This window comes from Verrucomicrobia bacterium CG1_02_43_26, assembly GCA_001872735.1.
Taxonomy (GTDB): domain Bacteria; phylum Verrucomicrobiota; class Verrucomicrobiia; order Opitutales; family CG1-02-43-26; genus CG1-02-43-26.
The window spans coordinates 70,475-88,549 of the sequence record MNWT01000006.1 but is presented as its reverse complement, the minus strand read 5'-3'; the positions used below and the strand labels follow the sequence as shown (position 1 = coordinate 88,549).

Annotated in this window: 12 protein-coding genes and 1 pseudogene; 5 read left to right on the top strand and 8 right to left on the bottom strand. The window is 43.9% G+C overall.

The annotated features are described in order from the left end of the window. Window positions 1-122 precede the first annotated feature (122 nt). Genes AUJ82_02555 through AUJ82_02545 form a run of 3 tightly spaced genes read right to left on the bottom strand, consistent with a single transcriptional unit; the run spans window position 123 to window position 2,954 of the window. Window positions 123-1,787, bottom strand: coding sequence for a hypothetical protein (locus AUJ82_02555; protein OIO60323.1), 1,665 nt, complete (start codon window positions 1,785-1,787; stop codon window positions 123-125). Continuing rightward, on the bottom strand, window positions 1,760-2,575 hold the full coding sequence (locus AUJ82_02550; protein OIO60322.1) for a CDP-diacylglycerol--serine O-phosphatidyltransferase: 816 nt from the start codon (window positions 2,573-2,575) through the stop codon (window positions 1,760-1,762). Before AUJ82_02550 ends, AUJ82_02555 begins: the two co-directional genes overlap by 28 nt. 16 nt (window positions 2,576-2,591) lie before the next feature. After that, entirely contained in the window at window positions 2,592-2,954 is a 363-nt protein-coding gene (locus AUJ82_02545) for a hypothetical protein (GenBank protein OIO60321.1), read from the bottom strand. A gap of 146 nt (window positions 2,955-3,100) precedes the next feature. Here AUJ82_02545 and AUJ82_02540 point away from each other — a divergent pair, with 146 nt between their 5' ends. Then, window positions 3,101-4,366, top strand: a complete 1,266-nt coding sequence (locus AUJ82_02540; protein OIO60320.1) for a hypothetical protein — start codon at window positions 3,101-3,103, stop codon at window positions 4,364-4,366. 8 nt (window positions 4,367-4,374) lie between these two features. Here the strand turns inward: AUJ82_02540 and AUJ82_02535 are convergent, their stop codons facing one another. The 5 genes from AUJ82_02535 to AUJ82_02515 form a co-directional block, all read right to left on the bottom strand. Next, on the bottom strand, window positions 4,375-4,635 hold the full coding sequence (locus AUJ82_02535; protein ID OIO60319.1) for a hypothetical protein: 261 nt from the start codon (window positions 4,633-4,635) through the stop codon (window positions 4,375-4,377). Between the two features lie 82 nt (window positions 4,636-4,717). Further along, on the bottom strand, window positions 4,718-7,846 hold the full coding sequence (locus AUJ82_02530) for an MFS transporter (protein ID OIO60318.1): 3,129 nt from the start codon (window positions 7,844-7,846) through the stop codon (window positions 4,718-4,720). Continuing rightward, window positions 7,846-8,949 (bottom strand): hypothetical protein, encoded by a 1,104-nt coding sequence (locus tag AUJ82_02525; GenBank protein OIO60317.1) that lies wholly within the window; start codon window positions 8,947-8,949, stop codon window positions 7,846-7,848. The genes AUJ82_02530 and AUJ82_02525 overlap by 1 nt, the downstream gene beginning before the upstream one ends. Beyond that, window positions 8,946-9,404 carry a hypothetical protein gene (locus AUJ82_02520; protein OIO60316.1) on the bottom strand — a complete coding sequence of 153 codons (459 nt, stop codon included), beginning with the start codon at window positions 9,402-9,404 and terminating at the stop codon, window positions 8,946-8,948. The genes AUJ82_02525 and AUJ82_02520 overlap by 4 nt, the downstream gene beginning before the upstream one ends. Before the next feature lie 80 nt (window positions 9,405-9,484). After that, window positions 9,485-10,789: a hypothetical protein gene (locus tag AUJ82_02515; protein OIO60315.1), complete on the bottom strand. Its 1,305-nt coding sequence runs from the start codon at window positions 10,787-10,789 to the stop codon at window positions 9,485-9,487. Window positions 10,790-10,890: 101 nt separating this feature from the next. Between AUJ82_02515 and AUJ82_02510 the strand changes: the two genes are divergently transcribed. From AUJ82_02510 to AUJ82_02495, 4 genes and pseudogenes are all read left to right on the top strand, one after another. Beyond that, window positions 10,891-11,313: an osmotically inducible protein OsmC gene (locus AUJ82_02510; protein ID OIO60314.1), complete on the top strand. Its 423-nt coding sequence runs from the start codon at window positions 10,891-10,893 to the stop codon at window positions 11,311-11,313. A gap of 21 nt (window positions 11,314-11,334) precedes the next feature. Continuing rightward, window positions 11,335-14,274 (top strand): hypothetical protein, encoded by a 2,940-nt coding sequence (locus AUJ82_02505; GenBank protein OIO60313.1) that lies wholly within the window; start codon window positions 11,335-11,337, stop codon window positions 14,272-14,274. Between the two features lie 5 nt (window positions 14,275-14,279). Continuing rightward, entirely contained in the window at window positions 14,280-17,279 is a 3,000-nt protein-coding gene (locus AUJ82_02500; GenBank protein ID OIO60312.1) for a hypothetical protein, read from the top strand. Window positions 17,280-17,604: 325 nt separating this feature from the next. Further along, window positions 17,605-18,075, top strand: a pseudogene (locus AUJ82_02495) (hypothetical protein).

Below are 18,075 nucleotides of genomic sequence, written 5' to 3'. Positions count from 1 at the left end.
AAACGATTTTGGTTGATGCATCATGTTGTATAGAAGTAATTACTGCAAAAATTTTAAACGGACACCAATGAATTGACAAGACTGGATACGGATATTCTTTTAGAATGCCGTTTGCCTAACATCTAGGCGGTGGTATTGGTGTGTCGGATTGAGGCAATTTTCTGGCAGGCGCATAAGTCTATTTTTCCGGAGGGAAGGCAGGGGATTTCATCAACGGACACGATTTCCTTTGGGATCCAAAGATTGGGAATGCCGAAGGCTTGCAATTTTGAGATCAATTCTTGCTGGGAGATCTCAATTGTTACGAGGAGAACCAGAATTTCGCCCCTTGACGCATGTTCACGAGAAGTGACCGCAATAGGCATTTTTTGAGTAGCGTGAATATCGAATGCTTCCAGAATGTGGTGCTCAACTGTTATATGAGGTACCATTTCGCCGCCAATTTTGGAGAAACGAGCTGTTCGCCCTTGTATGAATAAAAACCCCTCATTATCGAAATGAGCAATGTCCTTTGTGTGGAACCATTTACCCCGAAAGACCTTATTTGTCTCCTCGGGATCGTTGAGATAACCAGCGAAAATGTTAGGGCCACAAAGCTCCAGTATACCGGATTTATTTGGGGGAAGCACTTCCTCTGTTTCAGGATCAACGATTCTAGCCTCGTGCCCGATCAAGGGGATTCCGACAGAACCCGGTTTATGTAAAACATTGTTATTAAAGACGTAGGGAAGGTTTACAGAAACAACCGGAGAAGTTTCAGTAAGACCATAACCTTCCAGGTAACGACTGTTAAACTGAGCTTCCCACGCCTTTTTGAAAGCCGGAGGAGTTTTTTCAGCACCTGCAATGACTGCCTTGAGGGAAGCGATTTTCGCAGGATCTGTTTTCTTTAAATGAGGTTGAAGAAATGTCGGCGTGCCCAGGAGTAAGGTAGCTTTCTCTGCTTCGATGACATCTGCGATTTTCCGCGTTTCAAGAGGATTTGGTACAGTCGTGACAAGGGTTCCTGATATTAACGGATACCAGAGTGTGACGGTGAAGCCAAAACTGTGAAATATAGGTAAGCACGCAAGTATCTTATCCTTAGGCGTAATCAGGCTGAGGGATTGAATTTGAAAGATATTACCAAGGATATTTCGGTGGGTGAGGATTGCGCCCTTGGGGGTACCTGAACTACCGGAGGTGAAAATAATGGCGGCCTTTTTATCCCCTCCAACTGTAGGGACTTTTAGCCATTTAATGAGGTTTTTTGAAGAAAAAACACTTAGACTTGTTAAGAAAGCCAGTATTTTTACTTTCGAAAGTTTTTTCAACTGTTTGGAGAGATCGAAAAACGTTTCTGTCCAGGGGAAGTTCGGCAACTTCTCGCGTAAAACAGGCGAAGAAATGATGACATGTATGTTTGCTTTTAATATTGAAACTGCGATTGCTGAAGGGCTGACGGTAAAGTTTATATTTACCGGTGTTTTATCAGCCAATGTGACTGCCAGGTTCGCGATAAATGCTCCAATGCCGGGAGGCAGAACAATGCCGATATGCTCTTGATCAGGGTAGAGGCGTTTTAGTTTAGACGAAAGTAAGTACGCCAAAGCCAATAGCATACCGGCTTTTATGGGTTGCTTACCTTTGCCCGAATAATCGGTTATGATTTCCCTGGAAGGGTCTCTTGCTAAAGATTCAAAGGCAAAAGCGGCCAAGTGCCCTTCTAATTCAGTTGATTTAGAAAAGGAGGGATCTCCAAAAATGAGCGTATTATTTTCTATGTGGACTTGTTTCGTCTGCGCCATTTACTATTAAAGTGTCGAATAGGACCGTAAAAGATATAGCTCACAAATATGAGTGCGAAAGCGAATTCCTGAAATATGAAAATGATGGCTACTAAAATCACGAGCGCTAAAAAGGTTTTTAAAGGAGCGTGCGTATGCCAATCTATGTTTTTAAAGTTTGGGTAGGGGATAGAGCTGACCATGAGCCATGAAATAAGGAGCATGAGGCCAGGCATGGCAAGCCAGATCACCCGCGTTTCCAGTCTCGTCAAAACAAGCACAAGAGAAGCGATTAAAGCGGCAGCGGCTGGTACAGGCAGTCCTAGAAACTGTTTTAAATTGATGGGACGTTCTTTTTCTGGAAGTAAAGGGTGTGTGATCACATTAAATCGAGCCAAGCGAACGGCGGCGCACATGAGGTAAATGAACCCAATGAGCCATCCGATTTGGCGAAATATAGGATAGCCTTCCGTTGGAGAAAGGATGAGGAAAAAGAGCATGAGGGCTGGCGCTACCCCAAAGGAAACGATGTCAGCCAGGGAGTCAAACTCCTTACCGAAGAGAGAATCTCTGCCTCCTAAGCGAGCGACTCGGCCATCCAGCGCATCGCAAATAAACGCCAAAATGATGAACCACACCGCTTGCGTATACAGCGTTGTTGATTCGATTTCTGTCAACGCGGTGTACCGTGCTTGTATGCAGCGAATGATGGCTAAAAAGCCAAAGAAGAGGTTCCCTGCCGTGATCGCATTGGGTATTATGTAGATGCGTGCATGAGAAGATGGCTCAATTTTGTTTGGTGCGTTCATATAATATTTTTTGATTTTACTTTAAGCTATCGAGATATTTCCAAAAGGAGTGATGGTGTTCTACCATTTGCTCTTCCGATATAGGCAACTTGAAACGGAATAAGAAGTCTGAAAGAGAGTGATGAGGCAAAATGTAGCGGCAGTGGATGATTTCACCTTCGATTTCAATGTAGATACGAAAGTCATTGGCGCGGAAACGATAGTACGTTTTGCCATCGCGCTGAAAACTTCCCATGCTGGAATTGTTTTTTTGCAAATCCTTGGGCTTGAGTTGGCTTAATTTGTCCATGAGCTCGCATTGCATGGCAGGTTCGAGCTTATAAAGTTCTTTTAAAGCTTGCTCGCAGAAAATGAGTTGATAAAGCGTAGGTGAGCTCATTGCTAGAATTAATAATACTGAAGATTAACCATTAGCGCCAATATCTCAACTCTTAACTTCAGACATGGGAAATAGAGAAAGGGGATTTTTCTTTTGAATAAATGTGATATATGGGGCAGCATAGCTAGTTAACGAAAGTTTCCAATATGCGAAAAAATAGATTATTAACAATTTTACTAATTATTGCAGTGCTTGGCGGTGGATTTTTGTTTGCCGAGCCCACTATTCAAAAAGAATCAATAAGTGGATCTATTCTACGTGTCTGGATGGGCAACATTATGGGTTACGAAATTGGCGGGTATGCGTTGATTGATTTGATCACAAGCTTTGCCATTATTTTATTAGCTTTGATTTTTCGAAACGTTATCGCGAAAGCCGTTTTTAAGAAGCTGCATGCCTTGATTCAGCGCAATAAGAGCGGTTTGAGTGAAATAATGCTGCAGGCGCTTGAAAAGCCGGCCTCGATATTTATTTTGGTTTTAGGTATTTATTTAGGGATATTGGCATTGCCGTTAGATGCGAGAGTGGAGCTTTTGGTTACAAAGTTTTACCGAGGTGCCTCGATGGTGATCATCTTCTGGGCCTTAATGCGGTTGAGTGATATTTTTACGATAGCCATTGCTCGTGTGATTGCGCACGGTAATGAATCTGTATTGAAAGGGTTTACGCCGTTAATAAAGAAGACGATACAGATATTGTTTTTTGTCGTGGGTGCTTTAATGGTGGTGGATAATTTGGGCTATCAAATTAGCGGTATACTGGCAACTTTGGGTATAGGGGGTGCGGCAATAGCCTTTGCATCGAAAGACACTGTGGCTAATTTTTTCGGCTCCTTGTGTATTGTTTTGGACAGACCGTTTAAGGTGGGGGATTGGATCCAAATTGGAGACAAAGTTGATGGTGATGTAGAGTCTATCGGTATACGATCTACGCGGATACGTACTTGGCCGAAGACCTTGGTTTCTGTGCCCAACAGCGTGATGGCAAACGAATTTATTAATAATTGGTCACGTATGCCTAAACGTCGGGTGAAGCAAGTTGTGGGTATTAGTTATGATACTCAGCCTGATGTCGTGGATTTGATTGTGGAGGATATACGAACCATTTTAAAAGAGGATACTGGGGTGGATCAGACCTATTATTTGGTTAATTTTACCGATTTTGGGGAGAGTTCGCTCAATATTTTAGTATATTACTTCACGGCCACGATTGTGTGGAAAGAGTATATGGATATTCGCCAGCGGGTAAATGTGAAAATTATGAAAACGATCCAGTCTAGAGGGTCGTCCATCGCGTTCCCATCCAGGAGTATTTATTTTCAGGGAGATTTAGCCCAAAAAGCATTCGGTGCAATGGGGGGCAATAATGCAGATAAGTTGCCTGGTGATTTTGGCCCGGATATGCCGGGATAACCCGTTCCTTAAGAAAGAATAAAGAAGGAGAACATGGCGCTTAGCAGGATGAGGAGCATTCCGATTGGTTTGGCCAATGTCAGTTTTTTATAAAATCCTTTAAAATCTTCATCCTTAAGGGAGCGCTTGGATTTACGCAGGGCAAAATCCTGATAATAGACAAGCAGTTTTCTTCTGGGTAAAAGAATAAGGGTTGCGCCTGTAAAGGCAGTAAATGCGATGACAGATGCAAAAATTAGGTAAAGTATAATATCCAGGATGAAAGACATGACTGTATTTTAGCCTCATTTGTTTGGTAACAGCGTTATTGAAGCGAAAACCGACCTTTTGTGCAATCTCTTTTCCTTGAAATTATTTTTGAAACTTCGCTTTCCAGTAGGTAGCCGTACGATCTCCCAAAACGAGCAATGCGGGTGTCAGCACCAATGTCAGTACGGTAGCAAAGGCTAGGCCGAAGGCGACAGATGTGGAGAGTTGAGTCCACCACTGGGTGGAAGGACTGCCGATGTCGATACCTCGTTGAATGAAATCAATATCAATACCAAGTACCATGGGAATAAGGCCCAATATGGTCGTAATGGTGGTCAGCATGACAGGGCGCAGGCGTTGCGCGCACGTTCTTAAAACTGCCTCTACGGCAGAAAGCCCTTCATCATGCCGGATACGTATATAGGTATCTATGAGCACAATATTGTTATTAACAACAATTCCAGCAAGGGCGATTACTCCAATGCCATTCATAACGATGCCAAACGGTTGTCCTGTAATGAGGAGGCCGAGGAAGACACCTACAGTTGAGAAGATAACAGCGGTCAAAATTAAAAGAGCATCGTAGAAGCTGTTAAATTGCGTTATCAGAATGATGGCCATCACCGCTAGCGCTACTATGAAGGCTCTATTTAGGAATTCCGAGGATTCCCGCTGTTCTTCATCTTGACCTTTGAATTTTACATCAATACTGGGATCGAGATCAGCTTGTTTAGTGATCCAGGTTTTCAATTTTTGTGTCATGTCATCTGCCAGTACGCCGTGTTGCACATCCGCGCGTACGTTTAGGACTCTTTTGCCATCTGAGCGTTTGATCGCGTTGACTTTTGGCGCAGCTTTATACGTAATGAAATTACTGAGCGGAACAGAGCCACTGGCAGTGGGAACACGCATGCGCGCAATTTGATCCAAGCTTCGGTAGCTTACGGGATAACGTGCAAGAATGTCCACTTCGTCATCAGAATCAAGCGGTCGATACGCCCCGATTTTAAGGCCATTGGTAACAAATTGCACCATATCGCCTACGAGTTGAATATTGGCGCCATAGCGGCTGGCTTCGGCACGATCCACATCGATACGCCATTCAAAGCCGGGAACGGGGCGAGAATCCTCCACGTCCTTAAGCTCCGGCATGCTTGCCAGTTTATCATATATTTTAGCGATTGCCGGCTCAAGAAGCTCTGGATAACGGGAAGAAAGTTGGATATTAATTGGCTTGCCAACAGGAGGGCCGGCTTCCTCCGTGCTGAGTTCAACGATGATGCCGGGAACATCGTTTAGGCGTTGTTGAACCTCTGCTAAAATAACATCCGCTTTTCTGCGCACGCGCCAATCCTTAAATTCGATATAAATCACGCCATGGGCATCTTCTGGCATATCCTCGCCCTGTAGGGTTTGATCACTTTTGGAATATAAAGTCGAAAACTCATCCATATCAATAATACGATTTTCGACTTCTTTTAAGAGACTATCTATTTCATAGATGGATAAGTTGCCCCGAACGCGCATCTGGAAAGCGGCGCGATCTGGCTCTACCTTTGGAAAGAATTCTACTCCTTTGCCGAAGATGATGCTCACAGCATAAGTGGCGAGGAGAATGGCGACAGCCACTAAAAAGACGCGACCTGGGTGCTTTAGTAATTTTTTGAGCGTGCGAATATAAAGACCGGTAAACGCATGCAGTTCATCCAGGTTTCCTTTTTCTGCAGCAGCAAGGTGACGGAGGACTTCTTCATTTCCTTCACCCGGTTTGCCGATTAGGGCTCCAAGCGCGGGTACAAAAATAAGCGCCATAAGGAGGGATGCCGACAACGTACAAATAAGCGTCATTGGCAAGTATTTCATGAACTCACCCACTACGCCCGGCCAGAAAAGAAGGGGCATAAAAGCTGCTAAAGTCGTTGCCGTGGAGGCAATAATAGGAAGAGCCATACGCTGGGAGGCTAATAAATAAGCCTTTGCGCGGTGAACGCCTTCAATCATTTTTCGGTCCGCGTATTCTGTTACCACGATTGCGCCGTCTACGAGCATCCCTACTGCGAGAATTAAGCTAAAGAGGACGACAATATTGATGGTTACGCCCATCAAATAGAGGACGAAAATGCCCGTGAGAAAAGATCCTGGAATGGATATGCCAACGAGGATAGAAGACCTTAAACCAAGAGCGGCAACCACTACAACCATTACTAAGACAATTGCGCTGATGAGGTTGTTCTGTAGACTAGCGAGCATGTTACGGATGTCCTTGGACTGGTCTTGGAAGAAATCAATGGCAATGCCTTCGGGCCAATATTGAGATTCTTGCGCAACCATTTCTCGAATTTTTTCGATCGTTTGAATTGCGTTTTCCCCGGCTCTTTTTTTGATTTCCAGGGCGATAGCAGGTTTGCCCCAGGAGCGTGCGAAACCGGTACGATCCTTATAGCTTTTGCGCAGAGTAGCTATATCCCGCAGGCGTATGACGTTATCCCCAACCACCTTGATAGGAACATTGAAAATATCTTCGGCTGTTTCGAAAAGACCAGGAACTTTTATAGGGATGCGGCCTGCCCCAACATCCAGGTTTCCTGCGGCAACGAGTTTATTGTTGCTTTGAAAAAGCGGGTTAAGCTCTTCGAACTTGAGGTCGTACATTTCGAAGGAGGCTGGATCTATAATGATTTCAAGTGCTTCTTCTCGTTCCCCTGCAATATCTACTTCTAGAATTTCGGGGATTGTTTCGATGGCATCACGTAATTTTTTGGCTAAATTAAGCAAAGTGCGCTCGGGTACATCCCCTGATAAAGAAACAACCAGCACAGGAAACAAAGAGAAATTCACTTCGTTGACAGTGGGTTCGTCTGTTTCGCTCGGGAGGTCAGGCTTAGCGATATCTACGCGTTCACGAACATCCTGCAAAGCCTTAGCTTTGTCAAAACCGGCCTCGAATTCGAGGACAACAGAGGCTTGACCTTGGTTTGCCGTAGCCGTCATTTCCTTTACCCCGGCAATAGAGCGAAGCTCCTTTTCCATAGGGCGTATGAGTAACCGTTCGGCATCTTCGGGGGAAATGCCTTCATGCGTCATGGAAACGTATATAATCGGAATCGGAATATCTGGGTTAGACTCCGTAGGCATTGCCATGTAGGCGTATAACCCAACAACTAATAAGAAGGCGAGCAGGGATAGGATGGTCCTGGAACGGCCTAAAATAATTTCAAGTAAACGATCCATTATATGTTGAGTACTGAAGCGGAATGTGTTGGCTCAGATGTTTCAGGAACGGGGACGACTTCTTGGCCTGTTGCCGCAAAACCCTGGCCGATCGTGATCAGTTCTATTGATTCCGGCATCCCACCGATCCATATATTATCCTCAGAGGTTTTGATTATATCGATTGGATAAAAAACTACTTTATGATCTTCGCCAACAACTTTTACTCCAAGATCACCTTCTTCATTTAAGGTTAAATGACCGGGTGAGATAGCGTAAGCAAGCACTTTTCCTACGGGTAAACGAAGCTCAGCAGTTTCTCCAACAGGAAGATGGGGGTTGCCATTTAGGACAAGCAGCTCAACCGTGAATGTCCTGCTTTTTGAGTTCGAGCTTGGGGCGATGTAGCGAATTTCGCCTTCAAATTTTTCTCCGGAAGCAAGGGTTACATAGCCCGTCATACCCTTTTGAATGCGCGAAACGTCATACTCTGTGATTTGTGCGACAACGATAAAGGGGTTAATTTCAATGATTTCTGCGATAGGATCGCCCACGGACAAAAAGTCTCCAATTTCAACAAAGCGGTTATCAAGAAGCCCGTCAAAGGGGGCGAGAACGTTTGAATTGCGAAGATCTATTTTGAGTGCTTCGGTATTCGCCTTGGCTTGCTCGAGTAATGTTTTTGATTCTGCCAGTTTAGTTTCTGCCTGAAAGTTACTCTCAAACAAACTCTTTGAGGCAACGTATTCTAGTTCTCGTTGATGAAGCAAAGCTTCTGCCTCTGCTAGTCGCTGGGGCAGATTGCGTTCGTCAATTTTCGCAATTAACTCGCCCTTTTTAACAATAGCACCGCGGTGTGCGCCCGTGGCCACAATTTTTCCGGTGATTTCAGCTTTTAAGCTCACGCGGCGGGCCGGTTCTGTTTTAGCGCTCACAACGATTTCCCTGTCAACGCTTTCGGCGCGCATTTTCTTTGTTTGAACCTTGAGTAAAAGATGTTTTTCGGGACCATTTATGTCGAATTGGGTTTCCCTGGAGGAAAAGCAACCACTGATCAGCCACAAAAATAGGATGATGAAGGTAATGTAGGCAATTAACCAGTTTTTCTTAAAAGATAATTTCATAAAGTGGATTCTATTTGAGTGATGAGATCACGGAATTCAGCCGCATCTTCAAAACGTTCAGATTTGATGGCTTCGCCAAGAGCGCTTTTGAGCTGTACGACCTTGTTTTTCCAGAAATATTGGCATTTTTCGTTAATCGCGGGAACTTTTCCGCAATGTATCGTGTCCTTGTGAGATGTTGTGATGAAGGGATTTAAAATTTCGCTAAATGTTTCGTAGCAATCCGCGCAACCTACCTTACCTAATGTTTCGATTTCCACACGAGTGCGATCGCACGTGGGGCAAGCATAGTTATCTTTCAAACTTTTGTAGTATGCCAGAAGATCGTACCCCGTTGGGTTCAAGAAGCCAAATTGCTGTGCTTCATCCGCTGAAAAGGAAAGGGAATTCATTCCCTGAGGTGTGATTTGGGTAATATGTATTTTGCGGGTATGGGAATGTTTTTCGTCAGACATAATCAATTTTTATTAGCGGTTTTATAAGCTAGCAAAAGCATATGAAAAGCGCAAAGAAAATTGATGAGCGCCAAAACGAGTTATTTATGCTTGACCAGAAGCGGCGAATTGGGGTCGCGTGAAGCCTCAATTACGGCTGAAGCTATAATGGACACGCATTTAGCTATGTTCTCCGATGGGAAATCGGGTATGGAAAAACGCAGCAGTTTGTCTTCATTGGGAAGCGCAAAATCGATAATGGCTATAAAATCAAAAGCAAAGCTAGCAACTTCTCTTGTTGGGATGTTGTTTTTGCTCAATATTTTGACGAGATTATCTTCGAGCGCGAACAGTTTTTTATCCGAGAAAAAGTTGTTAAAATTGATGCAAAAAAAGAGATTGTGCGCTGATCGCTTTACTGAAAAGGGCGTCTTGCCGGTTATCTCTGCATTAAGCTTTATTGCTATTTCCAGGTTGTTTTGAGCAGAACGTTGTATGCGCGTAGCGTTTATTTCGTGAAATTCCTTGTTGGTCAAAAAGGGAGGAATGCTTGTAAGGCTGAAGTTGAGCCCCAAAAGAGCCATGGTTTGCTTGAACCCCTCAATGAGTGTTGATATTTTGCGCTTTGTGGGGTCTGGCAGTGTGTTATTGTATATAAAATTGGCAGAACCGAGGCGGCTATATTCCATGGCCATAAAATCCAGTTTCTCATGGCTTCGCACGAGGACTACGAGAACATTTTTTTGTAATGCGATTTCTACGAAATTTTGTATTTTATGAGACTGTAATGGGTAGCAAGTAGTGTCTATTATAACAATTGAGAGATCACCGTTTTTCGAAGCCTCTATCTTTGGAGTCCATGAATCAATATCGGGTACAGCAGATGTGTCTACAATATACAGGTAAGGGCCTGTACCGTTTGATCCCGCTTGAAGAAGGGAGGGGATGTGGTGTTTGATTAATAACCGTGTTTCGAAATAGGTATCCTCATCGCAGTAGAGGTGATATGTGTTTGGGAAAATGCTAGCGATCGTGAATAAGGTTCCTGAAATGGCAGACATGCCGCAATTGGTGTAAAACCCCGCTGTATCAACTTCTTTTGGTAGTGGGAAATTGTAGGTTTTGGAAAAGAGAGTTTGGGGCTCCGCATGCAAATCTTCCCGTTGATAGGTATATCTGAAGTGGTGATCATGGAATTCAAAATCCAGGAAAGGCGAACAATTTGTTTCCCCCCAAGGGAGCAAGGTATCGATTGCTTGTTTTTGTAATTCTATTTTGATCTCCTCTTTGACTGCAAATACTTCATCTGGCGAAAAGGTGTTTAGCGAATATGGCTTTCCGGTAAAACTGCTGAGGCAATCAATTTCAAGTTTTTTTTGACGTTTGTAATCCTCTTGGGTGATCATGGGGGCTTTAATTATTATATAGCTTGATTATGCCAGAAAATGCAAGCAATCCCGAATTTAGGGGTTTGCCTTTATTGAATAGATTTTGTGTAGTGGTAGGTATGACTAAAATAGCAGTTGAGTATAGGGGGGATTTGCGCTGCGAGGTAGAGCATGTCGACTCCGGGACGAAGATCATGACAGATGCTCCTGTCGACAATCATGGCAAGGGGGAGTTTTTTAGCCCAACCGACCTTTGTGTAACAGCACTAGCCACGTGTTATGCTACCTTAATGGGTATTCAGGCTAATATTTTAAAGCTGGATATTTCGGGCACGAAAATTGATTCCGAAAAAGTAATGGCTCAAGGAGGCCTGCGCCGTATCGGGAAAATTACGATGGCGATACATATTCCGCACGATGTTTCAGAAGATAACCAGAGACGCCTCGAGGCCGCGGCTAAAAAATGCCCTGTGCACCAAAGCTTGCACCCGGATATAGAAATTGAGGTGCAGTTTTATTGGAATAAAGTATGTTCCGAGTAAGGTTTATGGGCGATTGAGACTATGGATGCAAAATCGCCCAATGTGGATTTGTGGGAATACGCTTGGTTTGATCAAGCCTGGGAACGCATTATTGCCCCTTGGTTTTTAGATTGTTTGAAATCGCCACACCAGAAAAATATTTTTCTTTCGCCAAGTACTTCTGCTACAGTCTTCATTAAGAACGAGCTATTAAAGGCAAATATACCTGCTATTGGAGTCGAATTCTGTACGCCTGGGCGCATACGTAAGTACTTACGAGCTATTTATTCGTTAAATTCTCCTATGGCGCTTCGCGAGGATCTCCATCTGTTGATGCGCACGGCTGCCGAAGAGTTAGCGCATACACCCTTTGCTGCTGCGACCCAAATGCAGCCAGATGAAGTAGTTCAGGTTTATGACCAATGGACTAAAGCCGGTTGGCCGGTTGCATCGTATCCGGAAGAAGAGATTCGGCTGCTGTTGGAACGTTTTCAAACTAAAATTGATGCAGCGGGAGTATCTACCGTGCAGGCTGTAGATCAGGTGATTTCGGAGAAACAGCAAGTGGATATCTCTTTCGATCGCTTTCTTCTTTGGGGCTTTTCCTGGAGGCATTGGGATGCATATACTATAGCTAGAATTGCCGTTTTGCATGCCCAAAATACTTGTATTTGTTTTGAGAGTACAGGCGATGTCGTTGATGTGGCAGCCGTCTGGAAGGGAAGTTGGGAGAATGCTTTTGGATCCTTCGCGGAAGTTTTATTGGGGGATAAGCCTCCATTGAGGCCTTATTTAAACTTAGCTCATAAAGCAGCGTTTCCTGACAGGGTTGTTCCAGAGGGCAACGCATGCGTTTTGCCGGATATTTATGTTTCAGATTCCCCGGACAAAGAAGCCTGTTTCGTGCTTGGTAAAACTTTGGCTTTTTTGGCGGACCCAACGTGCGATCGAGTGGGGATCATTGTGGCGCGTGAAAAATTAGTGATTGCGCGTGAGATTGCCGCGAGCCTTGAAGGCCAATCTATACCGCATTTTAACCATTTAGGATACAATGATTCCGGAGAAATGCCGGAAATGATTTTTTCCGCTTGGTGTGCTTTTCAAGACGAGCCGTTTCTAAAGCAATGGGATCATTTTTTGGAATCACTTTATAGGTATTATCCTGAAAAAAAGGAGACAATATCAAAGCTAAGGAAGGGCTTTTCTCAAGCGTTTCGAGAGGTATTGACAGATGATTTTGAAGTGCTGCGCGCTTATATGCTGAAATGTTCGCGTTCAGAAGAGTGTACTCAATTTTTGGAAGACTGGCCATTGTGGCCCAAAATAGCGTCTTGGGATGTTTTTGTGAAGGTGGCATCCGCATTTTGTGAAAAAATCAGCTGGGAGAATAAGGTAGCAATCCTCCAGGAAAGATCGGATTTATTAACGAAAGCAATTCTAAAACCGGTACAGCGCGGCTATTTCCAAAACTGGTTGAAGGGTATCATTATGCCGCCAAAACGAACCAGTAACGTTACCGGCCAACAAATATTTGCTAAGGTGCATTTGTTGACTGCGAATGAAGCGGTTAGCCAGAAATGGTCTCATCTTATTTTAGTCGGTATGCGGCAAGAAGATTGGCCAGGAGAAGTGAAGGATGCTTCCCTGTTAAGCGAAGCTTGTATTTATGAATATAATCAAAAGGCTCTAAAACAAGGGCTGCATGGCGAAGGCGATCTTTGTCTAAAAGAAGGTCATAGGTGGATGATGTCTGGCAGAGAAAGGTGCACGTATTTGCAACGCACGTTTTACCGATTAATTCGCAATGTTACTCAAAAATTAGCATTGACGTTTTCTATTAAAAATCAAGCAGACGGCGGAGGTGAATGCGTACCAAGTGAACTGTTGCTTCAAATTGTATCAGCATTTTCAGGAAAAGTTCCCGGCCCTGAAGTTTTTAGAGCAATACAGGAAGCAGGTGCGAGTAACCTGTATTCAATTATTAATGATAAAAAGGACCAGGCAGCTTTGCTGTCTCTGGATAATACTCGGATCGCATACGCAAAAAGAAGAGACGAAGAGCGACCGTTCGATGAATTTTCCTTTGCTTTTAAAACACCCCCTGGGGCTCTTGTTAGACTTTCCTGTAAGGCCTGGGAAGACGTTTTAAAGTATCCGGCATCGGCGTGGTATCGACATGTGCTTAAGTTGAAGCGAAACAACCTGGATTCGGAAAAAGATATCTCGTCTATGGTGGAGGGGCTCTGGGTGCATGATTGGATAAGCTTAAAAGCCTTTTCACAAAAAAGACCCGACGCGGAACTTTGGCTGAAATTGGCCTGCGAGAAAGCAGAGGTAGTGCGCGGGCGTGTTACGCAAGCCTATCGCTCTTCTGGGAGAAGTTTACCCGATATATGGGCAGAGCGCTGGAATGCCTCAAAAAGAATCGTTGCTCATTTTGTTGCCGTTTTAGGGGCTGAAGAAGGGTGTTGTTCGTATCTTATAAGTGAATACGATATTCCGGAAAACTGTAATGATAAGCGATTTTATGATATACAGCTTCACGGGCGTATCGATTTATTAGCATCGGCTAAGCCGTTTGATTTGAAAGAGAGTAGTCGTAGCGAAAACAGCGTTTCAGTGGTCGATTTTAAGACAGGCAATATGGATCCCTTTACTGCCAAGAACCTTAAGAAGGGAAATGCTCTTCAACTTGTTTTATATGGGCTAGCCATTCGGCAGCTTGGCTTTAGGGATGTTTCTTTATGCTTGGCGAAAAAGAATAATGCAACGTTGGAAACTCAAAAACTAGAAGTGTTTTTAGACGAAGCGGCTTTTTTTAAGGGGCTAGAGAATCTTTCAATAACCGGAATCTTTGGAGATCGGGGCGATAAGCGATCCAACTTTTCTTACACAGGAGATTACCCCATCGCTAGCTTATTTGTTGACTCGGAAATACTAGAGAAAAAATGGGCGCTTACTAATCCTTTGCTTGTGGAGTAAAAGTTATGGGAACAACGAAAAATCCAGTTCAATTAGCTGACCAGCCCGCACGAGATGAATTTTGCAATTCAATTGATCGTAATTTTTCCGTAATCGCGCCGGCAGGCGTAGGTAAGACAACGTCTATTGTCAACCGGATTGTCGCCATAGCACTAAAGGATGCGGTGCGTTTGCCCAGGCTCGTAGTGGTTACGTATACCAAAAAAGCAGCTGATGAAATGCAGTTAAGGGCGCGTCAGGAAATTGTCAAAAAAGCATCTGGGAATATCATCTCTCATTTTAACCAAGCGTTTTTTGGGACGATTCACAGTTATTGCCTGTATCTAATAAATAAATACGGATCATATTTAGGGATACCTGGCAAGCTAGACTTGTTGGAGGATGATGAAGAGCTTTGGCTTTCCTACATTCGCCAGAAGGATCGAATTGTTGATTTTTTGCCAGATGATGTAAAAAGCTTATTTTTGAGATTCGCATCATTATCGCATTTATTAAAATACGCTAAAAGCTATTCTTGTGCCTCAAGAAAAGGGGATAATTATCCCGCGTTTCCACAAATTAATTTTAATGAATTATTAAACTTCGAGCCTACTGCAAGAAACAAAGCCAAAGTAGAAGAGGGGAAGCGTCTTCTGGAGGAATGGTTGAGGGACTACGAACAACATATTACGGGTTTAGGTATGCCTGATTACGATTATGGGGGAAAGGATTTTCAAGAAGCGTGGAAGGCGGTTTTTTCTCCACTAAAGCAATGGGTTTCTGAAGTGGGAAGCATTGTTCTGCAAAAGATAGCTGAAGATTACCAGCGCTTTCGCTTAAGAAAGGGAGTGCTTAAGTATGATGATATGATCCAGCTGGCTACGCGTATATTGGCAGATGATAATTTACTTGCGAAAGTTCAAGCAGCCGAATCAATCGTCATATTAGATGAAGCGCAGGATACGGATGCGGCGCAGTTTGACATTTTTTTGAAAATTGCCGGCTTTGATCGTGGTGGCATAGCTGCGGAAGACAACGGGCGCTTTTGTATGGTAGGGGATCCTCAGCAATCTATTTATAGTTCACGCGCTGATTTGCCGACCTATATTCGTATTCACAATCAAATGACAACAAGTGGGGTATCCACTGCGCTTAAGTTTTCAGTTACAATGCGCTGCGATCGGCAGATTGTCAGCCACGCCAACCGCATTTTCCCTAATATATTAAATAGCTCCATTAGGGCCGGTCAAATCGAATTCTCAGTGCTAGAGCCACGGCCTTGGGCAGGGGCAGGCCAAGTGATTAAAATACCACTTTCCGTTGAAAATGAATTTGAGAAAGATGACCATGCTATAGAATGGGAGGCAAAAGAGGTGGCCCAGCTGTTATCAAAGGAAGGAAAAATAGGTCTTGGAATAGATGATTGGAAGTTCGTTTCGATTCTTTCTCCTCGCAATAGGTGGTTGATTCCTTTTGCAAAGGCATTGCAAGAACAGGGATTAAAATGCCAAATACATTCCAAGAATGACATACTCGGGGATAATCCTGCTTATGCTTGGTTTACGGCTTTAATGTTGATAGCGGATAAGCCGGATGACTCTTTTGAGCTCGCTGGCGTGTTACGGGAAATATATGGCATTTCGGATCATGATATAGCCACTTATGTTTGCTCAGGTTGCTCGTTGCAGATTACCGATAAAAGCGAGGGGGAGGGTCCTGTTGAGGCTATTTTAAATGATTTGAATAACATCTCGGGAGCAGCAAGGGGGCTTTCCCTGCGTGCTTTGGCAGAGTACTGGGTTAATAAAACGGATTTGCGCGCGCGTGTAAACTGCTTGCCGGGCTATGTTTTGCAAGAGAATATGGTTAATGATCTGTTGCTAAATGCTTCTGCCGCAGAAGAACAAGGGCTATCTCTGCATGATTGGGTTGAAATATTAAAGAGAAAGTATAACCAAGTGTCAGGAGAGGTCGTTCCGTTGCCGGATCACATTCAACTTTATTCATGCCACAAGGCAAAGGGGCTAGAATGGAAAGTGGTAGTTTTGCCATGTCTTTTTCGCGCTATTCGAGAGCCTCGTCCGGAGTATCCAAGAATTATCGAAAGGAGAGGGGATGCTGTTTTTGTTTTAGACAATTCTCAGATAACAGAAGAGGATAAGGATTTTGAAAAAAATAAAAAGCACGCTGAGTATGAGCGTCTGCTTTATGTTGCTATGACGCGCCCTCGCGAAAAATTAATCCTGATTGATGACGAGAACCTTTTTAAAAAATCCGATAACAGTTTTGCTGATCTTTTGGCCATATTGCCAGAAAAAGGTAACCGTGAATATTGGGAATCCTTGCCCGAAACAGTGCTCCCAGAAGATGATGTTGACGATAAAGCCCCTTCTGTAACCGAAGATTGGATACGCAAAATTGCGACTATTGATAGCGCAACATTTGCTCGAGGAAAGCGAAACGCAAAGGCCTATTTTTCGCGATACACGCCAAGTGGCCTTGCAAGCCACGGGCGGGATTTTTATCAGGGAGAAGACGAAGGCCTGATAACTCATGTTGGCATAGATTATGGCAACTGGTGGCATGAGATGATGGAGCACGCCCCTTGGAGTCTTTCGAAATCTGAATTGGCTGATTGTTTTAAAAGCAAGCTCCCTCTATGTCCACTTCCAGAGCGGGGCGCAATTGAGGTCGATACATTGCTCGCTTCTGGATTTTTGGATCTGTTATCAGGCAGGACTTGGCTGGCGGTTACGGAAGTACCCTTTCTCTGGAAAAAGGATGATAAAACAGCGATTGAAGGGATTATCGATTTTCTCGCATTTAACAAAAAGGAAGCGCAATGGCTCTTGCTCGATTGGAAAACGGATTTTATTGAAGGAGATAGCGCTACCGCAGCAGATATTCTCAAACAACGCTACGCTCCCCAGATAAACCTGTATGCGGAGGCGCTCGGTGGTATTTACCAAATACCGGGCAAGTGCTTTATTTATAGCACGCATAAGGGTGAGCTCATACCATTATAAGCGGAGTTTATACTGTTCGTATAGCTTGACTAAATGAGCGCTAATCGCTACTATAAAGGTAGCCCCTTGTCTCAATTTAAAGTTATTTTTAATGAAATTTTATTATGTTTCCGATGGAGAAAAAAAAGGCCCGTACCTAGAGGCCGATTTTTATGAGCTTGTTCAGCAAGGCGTTATTGATAACGCGACATACGTCTGGTGGCATGGGCTAAAGCAGTGGGCTCTTTTTGGCGATGTCCGTGAAATTTACTTGGGGCAAGTCCGTCTTCAACAAAGCGCTTCCTCCGGTTTAACGCAACCTGCTTTTGCGTTTAATCAAAAAACTTCCCTAAGTAACCTTTCCTTTGCCGGTTTTTGGATTCGCGTTGCTGCCACTTTGATAGACATTTTTATTTTGCTTGGGATTGATCTGGGGGTTGCCCTGCTTTTCGGATTTTCTGTCTTTATGTGGAGTGCCATGGAACCAGGTAGTGCCCATGGAGGAGGAACCGCTATTTTGGCGCAACTTTTCCAAGTTCTTTTGCCAATCTTGTATTCTGTTTATTTTGTCGGAAAATATGGAGCAACACCCGGCAAAAAAGCAGTTGGCATCAGAATTATCCGAGAAGACGGTTCACCGGTAGGTTATGGATTAGCCCTAGGGAGGTTTTTTGCTAAAATTCTTTCTGCCCTCATTTTCTACATCGGGTATATTATGATAGCCTTTACCTCCCAAAAATGCGGACTGCATGACTATATTTGCCGGACACGGGTCATTAAGATGGATGCCAAGGCCTTTCAGTATATTAAAGAGTAG

Excerpts from the sequence above, each read along its gene's own strand:
- AUJ82_02555 (OIO60323.1), bottom strand. The coding sequence starts at position 1,787 with ATGGCGCAGACGAAACAAGTCCACATAGAAAATAATACGCTCATTTTT.
- AUJ82_02550 (OIO60322.1), bottom strand. The coding sequence starts at position 2,575 with ATGAACGCACCAAACAAAATTGAGCCATCTTCTCATGCACGCATCTAC.
- AUJ82_02545 (OIO60321.1), bottom strand. The coding sequence starts at position 2,954 with ATGAGCTCACCTACGCTTTATCAACTCATTTTCTGCGAGCAAGCTTTA.
- AUJ82_02540 (OIO60320.1), top strand. The coding sequence starts at position 3,101 with ATGCGAAAAAATAGATTATTAACAATTTTACTAATTATTGCAGTGCTT.
- AUJ82_02535 (OIO60319.1), bottom strand. The coding sequence starts at position 4,635 with ATGTCTTTCATCCTGGATATTATACTTTACCTAATTTTTGCATCTGTC.
- AUJ82_02530 (OIO60318.1), bottom strand. The coding sequence starts at position 7,846 with ATGGATCGTTTACTTGAAATTATTTTAGGCCGTTCCAGGACCATCCTA.
- AUJ82_02525 (OIO60317.1), bottom strand. The coding sequence starts at position 8,949 with ATGAAATTATCTTTTAAGAAAAACTGGTTAATTGCCTACATTACCTTC.
- AUJ82_02520 (OIO60316.1), bottom strand. The coding sequence starts at position 9,404 with ATGTCTGACGAAAAACATTCCCATACCCGCAAAATACATATTACCCAA.
- AUJ82_02515 (OIO60315.1), bottom strand. The coding sequence starts at position 10,789 with ATGATCACCCAAGAGGATTACAAACGTCAAAAAAAACTTGAAATTGAT.
- AUJ82_02510 (OIO60314.1), top strand. The coding sequence starts at position 10,891 with ATGACTAAAATAGCAGTTGAGTATAGGGGGGATTTGCGCTGCGAGGTA.
- AUJ82_02505 (OIO60313.1), top strand. The coding sequence starts at position 11,335 with ATGGATGCAAAATCGCCCAATGTGGATTTGTGGGAATACGCTTGGTTT.
- AUJ82_02500 (OIO60312.1), top strand. The coding sequence starts at position 14,280 with ATGGGAACAACGAAAAATCCAGTTCAATTAGCTGACCAGCCCGCACGA.